15 protein-coding genes are annotated in these 16,515 nt (G+C 30.4%); 11 read left to right on the forward strand and 4 right to left on the reverse strand.

The features are described from left to right. Positions 1-101: 101 nt before the first annotated feature. Positions 102-317 (reverse strand): hypothetical protein, encoded by a 216-nt coding sequence (locus tag ACMHJW_RS12345; RefSeq protein ID WP_413533722.1) that lies wholly within the window; start codon positions 315-317, stop codon positions 102-104. A gap of 1,985 nt (positions 318-2,302) precedes the next feature. Between ACMHJW_RS12345 and ACMHJW_RS12350 the strand changes: the two genes are divergently transcribed. From ACMHJW_RS12350 to ACMHJW_RS12375, 6 genes are all read left to right on the forward strand, one after another. Beyond that, the gene (locus tag ACMHJW_RS12350; RefSeq protein ID WP_413533723.1) at positions 2,303-3,985 is read left to right on the forward strand and encodes a helix-turn-helix domain-containing protein; all 1,683 of its coding nucleotides are present in this window, start codon (positions 2,303-2,305) and stop codon (positions 3,983-3,985) included. A 135-nt stretch (positions 3,986-4,120) separates the two neighbouring features. Continuing rightward, positions 4,121-4,876 (forward strand): hypothetical protein, encoded by a 756-nt coding sequence (locus ACMHJW_RS12355; RefSeq protein ID WP_413533724.1) that lies wholly within the window; start codon positions 4,121-4,123, stop codon positions 4,874-4,876. Further along, complete coding sequence (locus ACMHJW_RS12360) at positions 4,873-5,289, forward strand: DUF5675 family protein (RefSeq protein WP_413533725.1); 417 nt, start codon at positions 4,873-4,875, stop codon at positions 5,287-5,289. Before ACMHJW_RS12355 ends, ACMHJW_RS12360 begins: the two co-directional genes overlap by 4 nt. Beyond that, complete coding sequence (locus tag ACMHJW_RS12365; protein WP_413533726.1) at positions 5,276-5,506, forward strand: hypothetical protein; 231 nt, start codon at positions 5,276-5,278, stop codon at positions 5,504-5,506. The genes ACMHJW_RS12360 and ACMHJW_RS12365 overlap by 14 nt, the downstream gene beginning before the upstream one ends. Further along, a complete protein-coding gene (locus ACMHJW_RS12370; protein WP_413533727.1) occupies positions 5,493-5,678 on the forward strand; it encodes a hypothetical protein in 186 nt (61 codons plus the stop codon). The genes ACMHJW_RS12365 and ACMHJW_RS12370 overlap by 14 nt, the downstream gene beginning before the upstream one ends. Before the next feature lie 99 nt (positions 5,679-5,777). Then, positions 5,778-5,957 carry a hypothetical protein gene (locus ACMHJW_RS12375; RefSeq protein WP_413533728.1) on the forward strand — a complete coding sequence of 60 codons (180 nt, stop codon included), beginning with the start codon at positions 5,778-5,780 and terminating at the stop codon, positions 5,955-5,957. Positions 5,958-6,159: 202 nt separating this feature from the next. Here the strand turns inward: ACMHJW_RS12375 and ACMHJW_RS12380 are convergent, their stop codons facing one another. Then, positions 6,160-6,654: a thermonuclease family protein gene (locus ACMHJW_RS12380; protein WP_413533729.1), complete on the reverse strand. Its 495-nt coding sequence runs from the start codon at positions 6,652-6,654 to the stop codon at positions 6,160-6,162. A gap of 83 nt (positions 6,655-6,737) precedes the next feature. Between ACMHJW_RS12380 and ACMHJW_RS12385 the strand changes: the two genes are divergently transcribed. Next, a complete protein-coding gene (locus tag ACMHJW_RS12385) occupies positions 6,738-7,541 on the forward strand; it encodes a hypothetical protein (RefSeq protein ID WP_413533730.1) in 804 nt (267 codons plus the stop codon). A 149-nt stretch (positions 7,542-7,690) separates the two neighbouring features. On the opposite strand, the gene ACMHJW_RS12390 is transcribed toward ACMHJW_RS12385, so the two are convergent. Further along, positions 7,691-8,116 (reverse strand): DUF6943 family protein, encoded by a 426-nt coding sequence (locus ACMHJW_RS12390; RefSeq protein WP_413533731.1) that lies wholly within the window; start codon positions 8,114-8,116, stop codon positions 7,691-7,693. Between the two features lie 1,334 nt (positions 8,117-9,450). Between ACMHJW_RS12390 and nhaA the strand changes: the two genes are divergently transcribed. From nhaA to ACMHJW_RS12410, 4 genes are read left to right on the forward strand one after another with little or no spacing between them, the layout of a single operon-like run. Beyond that, positions 9,451-10,614 carry a Na+/H+ antiporter NhaA gene (nhaA, locus tag ACMHJW_RS12395; protein WP_413533732.1) on the forward strand — a complete coding sequence of 388 codons (1,164 nt, stop codon included), beginning with the start codon at positions 9,451-9,453 and terminating at the stop codon, positions 10,612-10,614. An 8-nt stretch (positions 10,615-10,622) separates the two neighbouring features. Next, positions 10,623-12,359 (forward strand): TrkH family potassium uptake protein, encoded by a 1,737-nt coding sequence (locus tag ACMHJW_RS12400; RefSeq protein ID WP_413533733.1) that lies wholly within the window; start codon positions 10,623-10,625, stop codon positions 12,357-12,359. Positions 12,360-12,364: 5 nt separating this feature from the next. Then, positions 12,365-13,054: a potassium channel family protein gene (locus ACMHJW_RS12405; RefSeq protein WP_280038251.1), complete on the forward strand. Its 690-nt coding sequence runs from the start codon at positions 12,365-12,367 to the stop codon at positions 13,052-13,054. A 47-nt stretch (positions 13,055-13,101) separates the two neighbouring features. Continuing rightward, positions 13,102-14,379 carry a DUF389 domain-containing protein gene (locus tag ACMHJW_RS12410; protein WP_413533734.1) on the forward strand — a complete coding sequence of 426 codons (1,278 nt, stop codon included), beginning with the start codon at positions 13,102-13,104 and terminating at the stop codon, positions 14,377-14,379. Between the two features lie 31 nt (positions 14,380-14,410). Here ACMHJW_RS12410 and ACMHJW_RS12415 read toward each other — a convergent pair whose 3' ends face one another. Further along, a complete protein-coding gene (locus tag ACMHJW_RS12415; protein ID WP_413533735.1) occupies positions 14,411-16,429 on the reverse strand; it encodes a Piwi domain-containing protein in 2,019 nt (672 codons plus the stop codon). Positions 16,430-16,515: the final 86 nt, after the last annotated feature.

The raw sequence follows: 16,515 nt of genomic DNA on the forward strand, positions 1-16,515 counted from the left end.
TTAGTAGTTTTAATTCATAAAAAAATAACTTTCTAACATCTAACATCTAACATCTAACATCTAACATCTAACATCTAACATCTAACATCTAACATCTAACATTAGTTTTCGTCGTCTTCATTATCCTGTCGTTTCACATAAGGATCCTTATCTTGAGGTGGATCATTTTTAGAAGAAATAATATGAACACTATCTGTTGAGGTTCTTATAAAAGAAGAGCGAGCATTTACAGAAGAATCAATTTCAGAAATGTTTTCATCTTCTACACATCCAATGTATGCAAAACATACAAGTCCAATTAAATAAATAAATTTCATAATAGTGTTTTTTAAAAGTTTGAAATAAAATTACTTGTACTTTCTAAAATAGGAGGTATGTTAATACGTCAAAAACATAAAACGTATGTCGAATTTATAAATTCATACATTGTTAATGTCAAATGAATCAAGTTCTAAACAATAAATTTTAAGAAATTGTCGAAAACGGACTTATGAATGAAAAACAAATCTAAAAACCCGACGATTTATAACCGAGATGAAAACGACTTTGAATATTAAAAAAGAATGAAGAAAACTGGCATTAAAACTCCCACGTTAAGAAAATGTTTGAATGGAGCGTTAAAAAGGTTTTAGCCCGTAGGGTTTGTAAAATGTTTAGTGAAGTGAAAATATTTTTAGTAAGAGAGGTTTACAGCCAAGTCTTTTTTCGTTAGTTTTTTTGACTGTTCCCCGAAGGGCATATGAATACCGACAATAAAAATAGATAAGTAATGAATAAAAAAAGTGACAAAAGATTCTTCAACAAGCTCAGAATGAAAAAATCCGTTGTTAAAAACGAATTAAATATTATAAAATAAAAACGTAGAACTAAATACGTATCACGTAAAACTTAATAAAACCTATATTCCTATTGTGGTTTTAAAATGAGGATAAGATTGGTAATGGTTGATTGAACGTAGTCGTGTTGATTGAGCGTAGTCGAAATCATAAGTAGGTAATGAGATTCTTCGATAGGCTCAGAATGACAAAATCCATTGTTAAAAACGAATTTGATTATTGAAAAAGTAATTAAAAATCCGACGATTTAGAATCGAAATGAAATTCAACTCGAAATTATTGGAATAAAAAAAGTTGGAGTGTTTGAGTGAAACGAGTTGCCAACTTTATGGAAATAATTTAGCAAGTTGAATCATTGAGAGTCTACTGTCGGCATCTTTTTTTGTTTCGTTTTTTGCGCTCTTCCCCGAAGGGCATATGAATTCAATATTCATAAAATAATAAAGACTATGAATAAAAAAATGAAAGTAAGAAACAAATATTACCTAAGCTCCACAGGAGCTTCTCCTTTTAATTTCAAATTTTTAATTTCAAATGTTTTTTAAGATGAGTTTCCCCGAAGGGCATATTAATTCAATATTCATAAAATAATAAAGACTATGAATAAAAAATGAAAGTAAGAAATTCTTCGAAAGGCTCAAAATAATAAAATCAGCTTATAAAAACAAATTTGAATACTGAAAAAGAATAAAGAAAACTGGCATTAAAACTCTCACGTTAAGAAAATATTTGAATGGAGCGTTAAGATGCGGAGTGCGAGGTGCGTGATGTGAGAATTGAGATGTGAAAATTTAAATGACAACGAATTTGATTATTGAAAAAGAATGAAGAAAACTGGCATTAAAACTCTCACGTTAAGAAAATGTTTGAATGTAACGTTAAAAAGATTTTAGCCCGTAGGGTTTGTAAAATGTTTAGTGAAATGAAAATATTTTTAGTAAGAGAGGTTTACAGCCAAGAGTTTTTTGATTACTTTTTTGCTCTCAAAAAAGTGATAGGAAGAACCCCACTTTTATTCCTCTACATCCTCATTAATTGGAGTTCAATCCTCTAATTCAAAATAATATAGGTCATGAACAAAAAATGAAAGCAAGTAACAACTTCTAATTAAAAATTTTAATTTTGCTTCCCGCTTACCGCTTACTCCCTACATAATGGCAGGATAAAGGCAGGATAATGGCTGTAGAGTGTATGCAATAGATACGATGCAAAAAGAGAAATCTTATACAGATTTCTCTTTTTGTTTTCATTTAAGTTTCTTAGAAGCAATCGATTAAACATATTTTTTTTAAGAAATAGATTACTTTCGATTAAAACTAGCATAAAAAACAAGAAAACGTTACCAATAAGACTGTCTATTTTATAAAAAGGAAGCTAAATTTATAAATTTCATACATTTAAGTAATTAATAAATGGCTTTTAATTTAAAAGAAAGTAAATTAGGGCAAATCATTAAAGTTTTATGAATGAAAAGAGTTGTATTATACACATGCATACTCTTTTTACTACCACTACAAATAATCGCTAAAAATAAAGATTCCTTAGCCTCCAAAGATTATGCTTATTTAATCCAACAATTAGACGATCGGATAGAGGATAAGGACAATCCATTAGTTAAAATTTACCTCGAAGCATATATCAAAAAAGCAAAAAAGAAGAAGGATAAGTTAAACTTATTTTATGCCTATAAAGAAGGAATTTATTTTTCGGATAATCTAGATACACAACTACAATATGCAGATAGTGCAATAAGTATGGGCGTGAAAATGCAGAACAAAGAGTTAATAGCAATAGCCTTTTTATCAAAAGGTGTAGCTTTTTATAAAGTCAAAGATTTTCATCAAGCACTTCAGAATTATTTAAATGCTGATAACCAATTACAAAAATCCAAAGACCAATATCTGAAGCATAAAGTAATGTTTAATATGGCAATGATAAAACAAAAATTAAATTATTACAGCCAAGCAGAAGAACTATTAAAACAATGCGAAAATTTTTTTGCTTCAAATAAAGAAAACAAAAATTACCAAGCCTATTGGTTAAATACCATTTATCATTTAGGAAGTCTCCACCAAGAAACAGCAAACAAAACTAAGGCAAAAGAATATAACCTTATAGGGAGTAATAAGAGCAAAATGTACAACAATGAATATTTTAATAAATATTTTGAAATAAATAATGGAATAGATAAAATATTAAATAATCAAAAGAATCAAGGAATCCAATCATTAACAGCAACAGAACTATTTTTAAAAAAGGAGAAGGACTTTAATACATTAACAAGAGTATATTATTACAAAGCAATAGCCTACGAAAATTTAAAAATGAATGAACAGAAAGTAGAATATTTCAATAAAATAGACAGCATATTCAATGAGCACAATTACTTGGAGTTTAGATATAAAGCGATTTACGAAGTGTTATTAAGAGAAGCAATGGCATCTTTGAATACAAATCGACAATTATACTTGATTAATCAACTATTGAAGGTGGAAGAACAGAATTTGATAAGTGATATAGAAATGAATCAATTGGTATACAAGGAATATGATACGGCTCAATTACTACAATTAAAACAAAAAATACAACACAAATCTCAACTATTAAACTACATCATTGCTGTAACGATATTAGGAATGATAGCAATTGTAGCATGGGGATTAAAGAATAAAAGAAAGAATAACGAGCTAAAAGAAAAGTACAGCAAATTCATACAGCAATCAACGCAACGAGAAAAGAAAAATACAATGATTGACATGAATGAGCATAGTGAAAGTACAATTGAAACCATGAAAATGCTACTCATAAAATTTGAACAATTCGAGAATCAAAAAGAATTCTTAGATCCAAATATAACAATAGCCACTTTAGCAAAATCCTTTTCAACCAATACCACCTATCTATCAAAATTTTTCAACCAATACAAAGGCATCAATTTTTCTTCTTACATTAAACACTTACGCATAAAATACATCACACAATTACTACAAGAAGAACCATATTACCTCAATTACAAAGTTTCAGCTTTAAGTGAAATTGCAGGTTATACTAACCCCAGACAGTTTTCGAATATCTTCCTAATAGAAACAGGATTACGTCCAATCGAATTTATAAAAATTCAAAAATTAGAGAATTTACAAAAGCAATAAATGGTCTATTAGTGTCCTTTTTTGACATTTTGGTATTCAAAAAGTCATACCCCTTGTTTTACAAAAAACACCAATGCAACTTTACAAAACCATTGCGCAATGGATGTAAAATGTCGAATATAAAAATTAAGAAAAATGGCAAAGCAAAAAGGTTTTTTAAAGTTAAGAGGTTCAATCGGAGATTTGAATTTCTATAAATCAAAAGATGGGTACATGGTAAGAGAAAAAAGTTCTCTAGATCGCAACACCATTATGAATGATCCACGCTTTCAGCGTACCAGAGAAAACATGCAAGAATTCAAAAATGCAGGAATAGCTGGAAAAACAGTACGTAACGCATTCAATGCAATCATCAAAAATGCAAAAGACAGTAGAGTAACCAGTCGACTAACAAAAGTAATGCATGCAATACTGAAAGAAGACACTACAAGTGCAAGAGGACAACGAAATGTATTCAACGGAAATCAATTGGCGTTAAAAGGATTCGATTTCAATGCAGGAGCAATATGGCTAAAAACGGTACTAATACCAGTTATCATTACAATAGACAGAGCTTCTGGAGAATCAAAATTTGAATTAGAAGCATACAAACCTTTAGATGTGATAATCGCACCACAAGGAGCAACGCATTACAGATTCATTGCTTCATCAACAGAAATTGATTTTGAGAAAAATGAATACATCACCAAAACATCCTATACCGATTATTATCCTTATGATGAAGTAGAAGTAAATGATGTAGAGTTGTTGAATAATCTTTCTCCAAATTCAGAACTGACGATTGCTTTAGCAATAGGAATCGAATTCTATCAAGAAGTGAATAATGTTTTATATACATTAAAGAACGGAAGTTATAATGCAGCACATTTAATCGAAATCAATTTACCATGATGACAATTGTTTTGAAAAGAAGCTATTTTCCAAATGGAACAAATGGCGCATTATACATCGACGATAACTTCGTGTGTTATACAATAGAATTACCTTGGGTACAAAACAAAAAAGCAAACTCGTGTATACCAGAAGGAAGTTATCCAATCAAGAAAAGAGTTTCATCAAAGTTTGGACAACATTTTCTGATTACCAATGTACCCAATAGATCATTGATTTTAATTCATCCAGCAAATCATGCAAAAGCAGAATTGCAAGGATGTATAGCTCCCGTAACCAAATTAACCGGAGAAGGGAGAGGTGAGTTATCAAGATTAGCATTTACAAACTTTAAAAAGCTAGTAAACAAAGAACTTGATCGTGAAAAAGAAGTCGTTTTAATCATCAAAAATCAACAACATGACAATTCTTAACCGTATTACAGCACCAACACCAAAATTGTTCCAACAAATAAGAAACATAGGATTGACATTAGCTGCGGTTGGTGGAATATTAATAGCTGCTCCAGTAGCATTACCCGCTACAATTGTAACAATAGGAGGTTATCTTACCGTTGCAGGAGGAGTGTTATCAGCAGTCAGTCAACTGACGGTTAACGATAATGCCAACGATAACAATGCTAAACAATAGTAACACCTCATTAATTGTTGGAACAGTAGGAGGAACCATGACAAGTATAGTCGCTACTATACAGTGGGAACAACTCGTTTATACAATCTGTATGGGAATAATTGGAGCAATATGCAGTTACGGAACTTCATATTTGTTACACAAGAAAAACAATCCCTTTGACGATGAATAAACGATTGATATGAAGTAAGATTTTTAAATCTTATGTGACGGATGTAAATTTTAAAACATTCATTTAAGTTTCATGGAAGTAATTCTAAAAATTACGAAAATGAGAGACCAAGAACTAAAAAGAATGGTGATTTATCCCAAAGATGTATCAATCATTACTGGAAAAGGATATAGGCAAAGTCTTCGTTTACTTAATCAAGCAAAAAAATTAAGCGGAAAAGATAAAAAAGACTTCCTAACTTTTGATGAATTTTTGATCGCTTTTAAGATGAAATCATAAAATTCAAAAAGAAAAGGTTCTTAATCGTAAGATTAAGAACCTTTTCATATATCAATAAGTTAACTTATTTGATATCAGTTTTATTTCCCAATACAAAAAGTAATTAATATTGATATTCAGGTAGTTAAGTGATTTAGGTAACAAATGGGCAACAAATCTATAGAAATTGTACAGAAAACAAAGGAAAATAACTGATTTTCAGTTAGAAATTTTTAACATAAGAATATAGCCCTAACCCTTCTGATTTTGCTTTCAGATTCAATTCTTGATACAATGGTAACTGATTACAATGTATTTTATTATAGGCTTTTGCAAATCCAAATTTAATCATTTCTTCGTTTATAATCCTTCCATCTTTTAAAATTAAATATCCTAAAGTTCTTCCGTATTTATCTTTCGTATTATCACGTTCTTGAATTAAGGTTACTGGATCATTTATCTGAACTAATGTTTTTAAAAATTCTAATGATTTATAACCTAATTCAATTAATAATCTTCCTGATACAGATGTTTCCAATTCGTCTTGTTTTAGTTTTTTACAAAGTGTTAATTCTGGAGCATCAATACCATAAAATCTAATTTCAATTACTTCGTTCGTAATTAAATGTTTTACAAAAATTCCATCTCCATCATTGTATTTTTCGATTTTAAGATGCGTTTTTGAAATTGTCTGACTGATTACATTTAATTGCTTCATATTGCACTACTTAACATTCTGATTACCAATAATTTATATGTAAATTTACAATAATAATTTGTAACTAATTAATATTTAATATTATGGCTAAACAAAGCGGACACATTAAGTATGTTGGAACGTTAGGAGACGTTAGACATTTCAAGATTAAAGGAAACAAAGGTTTCTATGCAGGGTTAAAAGGCGGACCAACTGCACAACAAATTGCAAGCGATCCTGCTTTCGTTCGTACTCGTGAAAATATGAATGAATTTGGTGGTAGTGCTACTACTGGTCGTTCATTTAGAACAAGTATTGCAAATCTAATTCGTAATAATGCTGATAGTCAAGTGACAGGTCGTATTACTGCGGTAATGAAGAAAATTAATTTAGAAGATGGTTCAGAAGCCAGAGGTCAAAGAGCAATTTTAATTACTGCTGCTCCTCAATATTTAGAAGGTTTTGAATTCAATAAATTTTCTTCTTTAAATGGTGTTTTTAATGCTCCTTACACAATTACTTCAAATGTAGATCGTGATGAGTCAACATTAGCTATTGCACCATTTAATCCATTGGATAATATGTTTATTCCTGCAGGTGCTACGCATTTTAGAATTATCAATGCTATTACGGTTTTATCTGACTTTGCGTACAATCCTTTAACTAAGTCTTACGAACCAAAAGATAACGTAAATAATGGATTGACTGCTACAGCTGATTCGGGTTATTTACCTGTAAATGCAATGACTTCTGCAATTTCTGTTGCTACGACATTGCCAGGTTCTCCAACCCTTTCTGCGGATGTTTCAGTAGTTAATATTTTAGCGGTTGAGTTTTACCAAGAAGTAAATGGAAATTATTATTTATTTGCTCAAGGTAACGCAATGAAGGTTGTAAAGATATTCTAATTCATCATTAGAGATTAGAGGTTTCGGAAAATTGAAAAGCCTGCTCGTTTGAGTAGGCTTTTACTTTTTGCATTAATTTTCCTATAATGATTAATCATCCATTAAATATGTATTGATTATCTGTTATTTAAATACGAAATAAAGGCGTTTTAACGCCTTTTAATGTATCGGTATAGAATTATTCTTTTAGCTTCGGAAATGAGCTGTAATGTTTCTAAATATTGTCTTTCTTTTTGCTCTAATTCTTTAATGGCTTTTACAGATTTTTTAAACTGAGGTAAATTGGCATTGGCTTGTATTAATCCGTTTTTGATGATGGATTTACAATCGTTAATAGTTACAAATAAAATCACTGATCCTTTCAAATAGTTGTAGTAGGATTTAGATTTGAATAATCCATCGCACAGGGTTTTGAAAAATTGCATTTCTTCTTCGGAATTTGTACGTAATACATAGCAATTTGCACAAGGTTCATCCAAGGGTTTGCCGCTGTTTTTACCTTTATTCAGAATGTAAAATTCAAATTGTGATTTTTGATTCTTTGGGCTGAAAGTTTTTAGTTCAAATTTTTGCATAATACGAGCTTTAAAATTTATTGCTCGCTCACGCTTCGCATCATTTTTTCAAAAGAAAACAGAAAAAAAACGGAAAAAAAAAGAAAAAGAAAGCCGTTTAAAAGGCTGGTGAGGCAAAGCAGTCAAGGTTTTTGGATAAAAAATACAACCTGTATAGGTGGAGATTTTTTATTCAAAACCCGTAGGGCTTGACCTTTACGGCTTTGGGCGTTAGCAGTACCGAAACAGCCTAACTTGCTTTCCTTTTTATTTTTTGAAATGTGATGTGATAACCTCAACTTCTAAAGGATGACTGATGAAAAAATGTGCAGAAGCTGTTTTCTTTTTTCAACTTAAAAGTCGATTTATTGGATAATATTTTCAGTACTTATTTTCTAACATATCGTCTTATTGATATTATTGCGTTTGAAATACTGGGTAGTATTTGATTAAGATATTTCCTAACATTTCGTCTTTTGTAACCTTTAAGTTCTAGGTACTACTTCTCACAACTCTTGGGGCAATTAACTCCAGAAAAAAATAAACTATACCAAAATCAAAAGTGGAAATGGTGCGGTGGCAAGTGTAGTGAATGCCTGATAATGAATTATTGCTTACCTCTATAAAAAAGGAGCAGGCAAAATGCGAACTGCAAGTTTACAAAGATTGCGAAGTTTGCAAAGCAAGCAATAGTAATTTGTAGACTGTATGTGAGCATCTGCCTGCGACCACTATAAACAAAGCAATAAGAATGGAAAGGCTGAACTACTCTTGCAGCACCATTTAGGCGATGTGGGTGCTATGTAATGAAATGGAATAGCATCCTACAAAAGCCGACACGATTAAAAAATCATAGTTTAATTTTTTTTCTGACCATTGATAAGGGGGGCGGGGAGTTGTGGAAATAAAACGGCTTTTCTTAAATGCAGAAACGTTCAAATTAGCACGAACGCCTATGGTACTGGCTATTTTACATAACGCTCATTATAGTGGGCTTGTCCCCGTAGCCTTTAGGACTATAATGCCACGTTATGTAACTTAGCTTACGCCAATTTTAGTACTGGCATAAGCGAACCCTTCGGCAGGCTCAGGACAAGCTTTGGTGGTGGTTGGAGTGTAGCGTTTTTTTGCTTGTGAAATGAGGAGGCTTGCTCTTTGCTTAGTAAGGAACGAAACTAAGCAATGTGCAATAAAGCCGACGAATGAACATTGCAAAAAATATGACAGTATAAAATGGCGGCAGTACCATAGATTAGAATGGAGAAACCTTCAATTTAGTCGTAACTTAAAAGCCGATTTCTTGGGATAAGAAGGTGTAATTTTATATCTTGCGAATTCATTCAACATTATTATGTATGTCTAATTTGATTAATTTAAAGGTATTTAAAGAGTTTGTAAAATCGAGTAATTTTGGAGGATTCCTCCTTTTTTTATGTGTTATTATAGCCTTAGTAATAGCTAATTCTCCTTTTAGTGATACGCTTAAGAATTTGCTAACCTATGAATTTGGTATAGAAAATAATTGGATTCATTTAAAATATAGCACAAGTATGTGGATTAATGATGGGTTAATGGCTATATTTTTCTTACTTGTAGGCTTGGAAATTAAACGTGAAATAGTAGAAGGAGAATTATCATCCCCTAAAAAAGCTGTTTTACCAATTTTGGCAGCAGTTGGTGGAGCTATTGTACCTGCGCTGATATATGTATTGTTTAATAAAGGTCTAGATACCGCAAGTGGATGGGGAATTCCTATGGCAACAGATATTGCTTTTGCATTAGCTGTAATATCATTATTAGATAAGCGTATACCATTTAGTTTAAAGATATTTTTAGCAGCTTTAGCAATTGTAGATGATTTAATTGCGATTCTAGTCATTGCATTATTTTATTCTTCAGGTATAGATGTGCATTATTTATTATACGCGGGTGTAGGTTTGGCTATTTTAGTTGTAATGAATAGACTTAATGTTAAAAATTCATATCTTTATCTTATTCCAGGTTTATTTATTTGGTATTTTGTACATCATTCTGGAATACATGCTACTATAGCGGGTGTATTAGTAGCTATGACTTTACCGACAAATGATACTGATGAAGAATCACCGCTAGAACGATTAGAGCATGCTTTAGTAAAGCCTGTCAATTTCCTAATCATACCTATTTTTGCTTTTGCAAATACTAATATAACTATTGTAAATGAAATGCTAGAAGGATTAACTGCTCCATTAGGATTGGGTATTGGAATGGGCTTAATACTTGGTAAACCACTAGGAATTGTATTGAGTACTTTTCTCTGCTACAAATTTGGAATAGGTCAGTTACCTGAAGGAAGTAATTTTAAACATATAATAGGTTTAGGTTTATTAGCTGGTATTGGATTTACTATGTCTATATTTATTTCAAACTTATCTTTTACGGATACAGTTTTAATTGAAGAAGCAAAATTGTCAGTCTTGTTAGCATCAATAATTTCTGGAATATTAGGTTACATAATTTTGAGAAAAAGTAATAAATAAAATTAACGATGCTTACACGCTTTTTTTGTTCTAGAATTTTTAATCTGCTAACTAAATGGAGTTTTATTGTTGCAATTGTAACCATCATTGCTATGTTAGGATTTGGTTTTCCTAAACATTATAATCCATATGTTAATTTATTTTTTGCTACTATTTTATTTTTGGGAATTATTAAAACAGTTGTTAAATTCTTTTATATCAAAGATAAAATCATAGCAAGAGTTTTAATTTTCGATCTATTAAGTGTCTTATTTATTACGTATTGTATATATATACAATTTACCGAATACTCTATACATTTTGTTAGTAAGTATATCTTATTTGCAATAATCTTAAAATTATTACGCGAATTTGCTACACCAAATTTTACATTTAAAAGAAGTTACATAACACCACCCCAACTTTTTATAATAAGTTTTATTGGATTAATAATATTAGGAGCTTGTTTGTTATTATTGCCTAAAGCAACTAAAACCTCAATAACTTTTTTGGATGCATTATTTACCTCAACTAGTGCTGTATGTGTTACAGGTTTAAGTGTTATGGATGTTTCTCAGGTTTTTACTACATTTGGTCAATTTATTTTATTACTACTCATTCAATTAGGTGGTTTAGGGATTTTAACATTTGCAGCTTATATCGCATATTTTTTTAAGGGAAATAGTTCTTTTGAATATCAAATTACTTTAGGAAATATTTCAAATAATGATGCCTTTAGCGAGGTGTTTTCTTTTATTAAACGTATAATTTATCTAACATTCAGTATAGAATTGATAGGTGCGGTTTGTATATATTTATCTTTAGATCAATTAGAGATTAGCTTTTTAGACAAGGCTTTTCATTCTTTATTTCATTCTATATCGGCGTTTTGTAATGCTGGTTTTTCTACTTTACCAAATGGATTGATGCATGAAGTAACTATTTATAATTATCCATTGCAAATAGTTGTAATATTACTTATATTTTTAGGAGGAATAGGGTTTCCTATTTTAGTAAATATACTTCGCTATTTTTCTTATTTTATTACCAAAACTATAGCAAGTATATTTCATAATCGTAAAGAACAAAAAAGTTGGGTATTTTCATTAAGTTCAAAAGTAAATTTAATGACTTCATTGATTATTCTTTTCATTTCTACGATTATTATATATTTTGAAGAATTTTATTATACGCTTAATAATCATACAGGAATAGGCAAATTTGTATCTGCTACATTCATTAGTATGACCACACGAACTGCTGGGTTTAATACGATAGATTTTTCGCAATTGCAATTCTCTACAATTATCATGATATTACTCTTGATGTGGATTGGTGCCTCACCTACCTCTACAGGTGGTGGGATAAAAACAAGTACCTTTGCCATTGCTATTTTAAATTTTATTAATATCGCAAGGGGGAAACAAAACATTGAAATATATAACCGAAAAATCAGTGATTCTATAGTGCAAAAGGCATTTGCAACAATAACATTGTCTTTTCTAGTTATAGGAATTGGAGTATTTTTAATTTCAAAGTTTGATTATCAATTACCATTAATAGACATAGCATTCGAAGTATTTTCTGCCTATTCAACAGTTGGATTATCATTAAATACTACTCCATTATTGAGCGATCCTAGTAAGATAATATTAATTATAATTATGTTTATAGGACGAGTTTCTATGATCACCATTTTAACAGCATTTTTTAAGAAAACCATATCTTCTCGTTATTCATATCCTACGGGGGATATTTTAATATAAAATACATGAAATTAATTATCATTGGATTAGGGAATTTCGGAGCATCATTAGGTACTAAAATGACAGCTTTGGGGCATGAGGTGATTGGAGTTGATACCAATATGGAACGTGTAGAATCGTATAAAGATAAATTGTCACATACTATTTGTTTGGATGCAACCGATGAAGTTGCACTTAATAAATTACCCTTGAATAACACTGATATGGTGTTAATTACTATAGGTGAAAATGAAGGCTCTAATATTATGGCGACAGCTAATTTTAAAAATAGAAAAGTTAATCGTTTAATAAGTCGATCAATAAATAATGTCCACGAAAATGTATTACATGCCATAGGTGTAGATCAAATTATAAGACCTGAAGAGGAATCTGCCGAACGTTGGACTAAAAAACTAAATACAAAAGGAATTATAGATTCTTTTGAACTTAATAAGGAATATAGTATCATAGAAGTTATAGTACCCAAAGAACTTGTAGGATTAAGTTTTGATGAGATTCAATTTAAAAAGAAATACAATATATTGGTAATGACTGTTATTAAAAATAAACAAGAAACAAGTTTTTTAGGTCAATTTAAAATAGTACCACAGGTACAAGGATTTCCATCGTCAACAACAGTACTTGAACGTGATGATGTTTTAGTAATTTATGGATCAAATAATGATATTTATAAATTTATGCGAAAATATTACTAATCAGAAAATAGAATTGATAAATAATTTTAATACTTATGTGAAACACAATGAACAAGATCTATCAATTATTTAATCTACAAAGTGGAGAAGAAGATAAGAATAAAGTTAAAGAAGACGTACAAAGCAATATATCATTTAAAGGAGCTAATCTATGGATTTTAGCTTGCGCGATATTAATTGCATCTATAGGATTAAATGTAAATTCCACAGCAGTCATTATAGGAGCTATGTTAATATCACCATTAATGGGGCCAATAGTCGGTTCTGGGTTTGCCTTAGCAACTTATGATTTTACTTTATTAAAACGTTCGTCCAAAAATTTATTTATAGCTACCTTAGCTGGCTTAATTGTATCTGGTTTGTATTTTTATTTGAGTCCTTTTAAAGAAGTCGAATCTGAATTGTTGGCTAGAACATCACCCACTATATATGATGTGCTTATCGCATTTTTTGGAGGCGTTGTAGGAGCAGTATCCATAACAAGAATTGAAAAAGGCAATCCCATACCTGGAGTAGCAATTGCTACTGCGTTGATGCCACCATTATGTACAGCAGGTTTTGGATTGGCTACACTAAATTTTAAATTTTTAGTTGGAGCTTTATATTTGTATAGTATCAATTGTTTTTTTATCGCATTGTCTACTTTTTTGGTATTGAAGTATTTGAAATACAAACCTATTCAGACCCAAAATCCAGATTTAGATAAAAAAGTTAGATTAACGATAACAGTTTTGATGTCACTTTTGATTTTGCCTAGTTTTTATTTAGCCTATAATTTGTTACAGGAAAAAAAATATACTCAAAATGTAAATTTATTTATCCAAAAAGAATTTCAAGAAAAAGGAAAAACTATTATCTATAAGAATATCAATTTTAATTCAAATCCCAAACGTATTGAACTAGCATTTTTAACAGAAAAATATGACAGTTTACAGATAAAAGATATCAACTCTAGACTTATAGATTTTAATTTAGAAAATACAACTTTCATAGTTAGGCAAAATAATATTGATTTAAAGCAAGAAATTATGAGTGAAATCAATAAAAATCAAATAAATGTATCAGAAAAAGATATACAAATACAACAATTAAAAAATCAAATAGCGCAAGAAAAAATAGGTGATTCGATCACCGAACGTGAAATAAAATCCTTATTTCCTGCTATTAAAAACGTGTACTTTGGCGTAATACATCAATATAGTGATAGTATTAAATCGAAACCAATAGTAACTTATCAATCAGAACACAAAATTAATGAAGAAATATTACTTAATTGGTTGAAAATTAAACTAAATAATGATAATCTATTACTAATAAAAGAATAATTGTGTTTTTGTATATTGTAACTGTTTATACTTACAAAAACCACAGGTTGTTTTTTCCGAAGTCGGGTAATTTGTCGCCTTCGAAGTGTGGGAATATTTGTGCTACCATTTCTGGGTATTTGATGGTTACAGGTAAGTTTTGTTGCTTTACTGATTTCCAATACATTCTGCTGAATTGATAGACTTGGTCTATTAATTCTTTTACGTTGTTGACGTTCTCTAAATAATCTTTGTCTGTACAGTATAATGCTAGTTTTACTGGAAATGGATATGCTATTGGTTTGCCTTCTACTGAATATCTTGTATTGTTATACAAAAGGTATTTGAGTTTGCTTATTTGCAATATCGTACCACTTATTGGCATTAATTCTGGTGATTGGGTATCAAATGCTACATAATCTGATGATTCTGTTTTGTTGATGGAAATGATGATGATTGGAATATCTAGATTTAATCGTTTTAATGTTTGCTGTATTGGGTCTAGTTCATCCTTTCCTAATGGTTTGTAATAATGAATGATTAATCGTTGGGCTTGGTTGTTATTATCTACGACAAATTTAAGCACTTGTTTTTCTATTGCACCTGCTATTAAATCTATTTCGTTATTTCTGAAACAATCAAATCCTTTGAATTCTCCTTTGTTATTAAAACAGAATGCACTGCCTACATAACGTGTGTTGAATTGAGCCGATTTGAAAGCTCCTACACCAATGATTAATTCTTGCTTTAGCTCTCTATCCAAACGCCAAGGAATACCGTCTATTTTGGCTAATAGAGCTGGTGTAATATTCTCTAAGAATGCTCCGAAATAATTGTTTTTGATGCTTTCTTTATATATCACTTGTGAGGAAATATCTTGCTTTAATAATTCCTCTTTGATTTGGTAATACAACTGTAAATCTTGCTCGGATTCTTTATGAACAGGACTTACATAGATGGCTACATAACGTGTATTGGGTTCTTTTTTGAAATGTATTAAATGTTGCTTTAATTCTACTAAAGCTGTTTTTATATCCTTATACGCTAAGCTGGTGTCTTTATCCATATGGAATGGCTGACAAATATGTTTAGCCAATGGAGGAAAAAAGGTTTTATATCCTTTTGTAAAATAGTCGTATAATGGAATTACATATTCTTGTCTATCAGGCTGATGATAGATAAAAAAGAATTTAACGTGTTGATGTGGGCTTGGTTGATATGGTCCAAACTTTTTGATACCTATTTTTGGATCTATTTCTTTGTCTTTGCCAAACCTTAAATTATTGGAATGGTAATGCGTAGCATATACCTTTTCGGTTGGTATTGGGTAAAAGTTGTCTGATGGTTTTAGAAAACTTAATGTACTGTTGTTTAGATATTTCTTTTTAAATTCATTGATTAACTGATAATATGCTTTGTATCTGTTGGTTGATTTGTCCACCGTATGTGCTATTCCTAAAGCGTTTTTTAATCCGATGTTTAGCACTGGATATACTTCCTCTAAATGTAATTTTGCTTCGTTATGTAGCTTATCGAAACTTAAAATCTCGTTTCTGAATATTACTTTTTTGAAATGATGGGTTGGAATATTAAATGTGTTGATGGATTGAGTAGCTACCTTAGATACGCCATCATACGCTATTAATAACGCTAGGCTATTGATGAGGTATGAATATTCTATTTTTAACGTGTATTTATCGTAAGTGGTATATTCAGCTTTTGACTGCTTGGTATTCTTAATCCAAACTTCGATGTCTTTTACAAAGTTTAGTTTTACCGCATCTACCAATGGCGAAATATAACGCAATAGCTGTTGCGTATAAAAGTGTTTAGCAAATTTGGTTGATTTGGATAAATCTATGGTTGTGGTGAATGCAGCATCTTGCCCAATTTCAAAGGAAGTATAGTAGTATTGACTTGTTATCTCTTCTTTGTGATTATCCCAAATTTCGCAGGGTAATTCGCTTCTGTGTAATGGATATGAACCTTCGAACTTCTCTGTATAAAAGCTACATTGTAAAGTAGCGTTATTTATCTCTAATGGTATTAGGTTTATCGTTAGTTGCTGCATATTTCATCGTGATTAATTAGGGTTATCGGTACTGAATGTATACAACTAACTTACAATATTTTAGGGAAATAAAAAAGGAGCAAATT

Source organism: Empedobacter brevis, from assembly GCF_965118635.1.
In the GTDB taxonomy this organism is placed as follows: domain Bacteria; phylum Bacteroidota; class Bacteroidia; order Flavobacteriales; family Weeksellaceae; genus Empedobacter; species Empedobacter brevis_A.

Bases quoted from the DNA above. Each gene is read 5' to 3' on its own strand.
- ACMHJW_RS12360 (WP_413533725.1), top strand. From the start codon at position 4,873: ATGATGACAATTGTTTTGAAAAGAAGCTATTTTCCAAATGGAACAAAT.
- ACMHJW_RS12380 (WP_413533729.1), bottom strand. From the start codon at position 6,654: ATGAAGCAATTAAATGTAATCAGTCAGACAATTTCAAAAACGCATCTT.
- ACMHJW_RS12415 (WP_413533735.1), bottom strand. From the start codon at position 16,429: ATGCAGCAACTAACGATAAACCTAATACCATTAGAGATAAATAACGCT.
- ACMHJW_RS12405 (WP_280038251.1), top strand. From the start codon at position 12,365: ATGAAATTAATTATCATTGGATTAGGGAATTTCGGAGCATCATTAGGT.
- ACMHJW_RS12355 (WP_413533724.1), top strand. From the start codon at position 4,121: ATGGCAAAGCAAAAAGGTTTTTTAAAGTTAAGAGGTTCAATCGGAGAT.
- ACMHJW_RS12365 (WP_413533726.1), top strand. From the start codon at position 5,276: ATGACAATTCTTAACCGTATTACAGCACCAACACCAAAATTGTTCCAA.
- ACMHJW_RS12345 (WP_413533722.1), bottom strand. From the start codon at position 317: ATGAAATTTATTTATTTAATTGGACTTGTATGTTTTGCATACATTGGA.
- ACMHJW_RS12410 (WP_413533734.1), top strand. From the start codon at position 13,102: ATGAACAAGATCTATCAATTATTTAATCTACAAAGTGGAGAAGAAGAT.
- ACMHJW_RS12385 (WP_413533730.1), top strand. From the start codon at position 6,738: ATGGCTAAACAAAGCGGACACATTAAGTATGTTGGAACGTTAGGAGAC.
- ACMHJW_RS12390 (WP_413533731.1), bottom strand. From the start codon at position 8,116: ATGCAAAAATTTGAACTAAAAACTTTCAGCCCAAAGAATCAAAAATCA.
- nhaA (WP_413533732.1), top strand. From the start codon at position 9,451: ATGTCTAATTTGATTAATTTAAAGGTATTTAAAGAGTTTGTAAAATCG.
- ACMHJW_RS12400 (WP_413533733.1), top strand. From the start codon at position 10,623: ATGCTTACACGCTTTTTTTGTTCTAGAATTTTTAATCTGCTAACTAAA.
- ACMHJW_RS12375 (WP_413533728.1), top strand. From the start codon at position 5,778: ATGAGAGACCAAGAACTAAAAAGAATGGTGATTTATCCCAAAGATGTA.
- ACMHJW_RS12370 (WP_413533727.1), top strand. From the start codon at position 5,493: ATGCTAAACAATAGTAACACCTCATTAATTGTTGGAACAGTAGGAGGA.
- ACMHJW_RS12350 (WP_413533723.1), top strand. From the start codon at position 2,303: ATGAAAAGAGTTGTATTATACACATGCATACTCTTTTTACTACCACTA.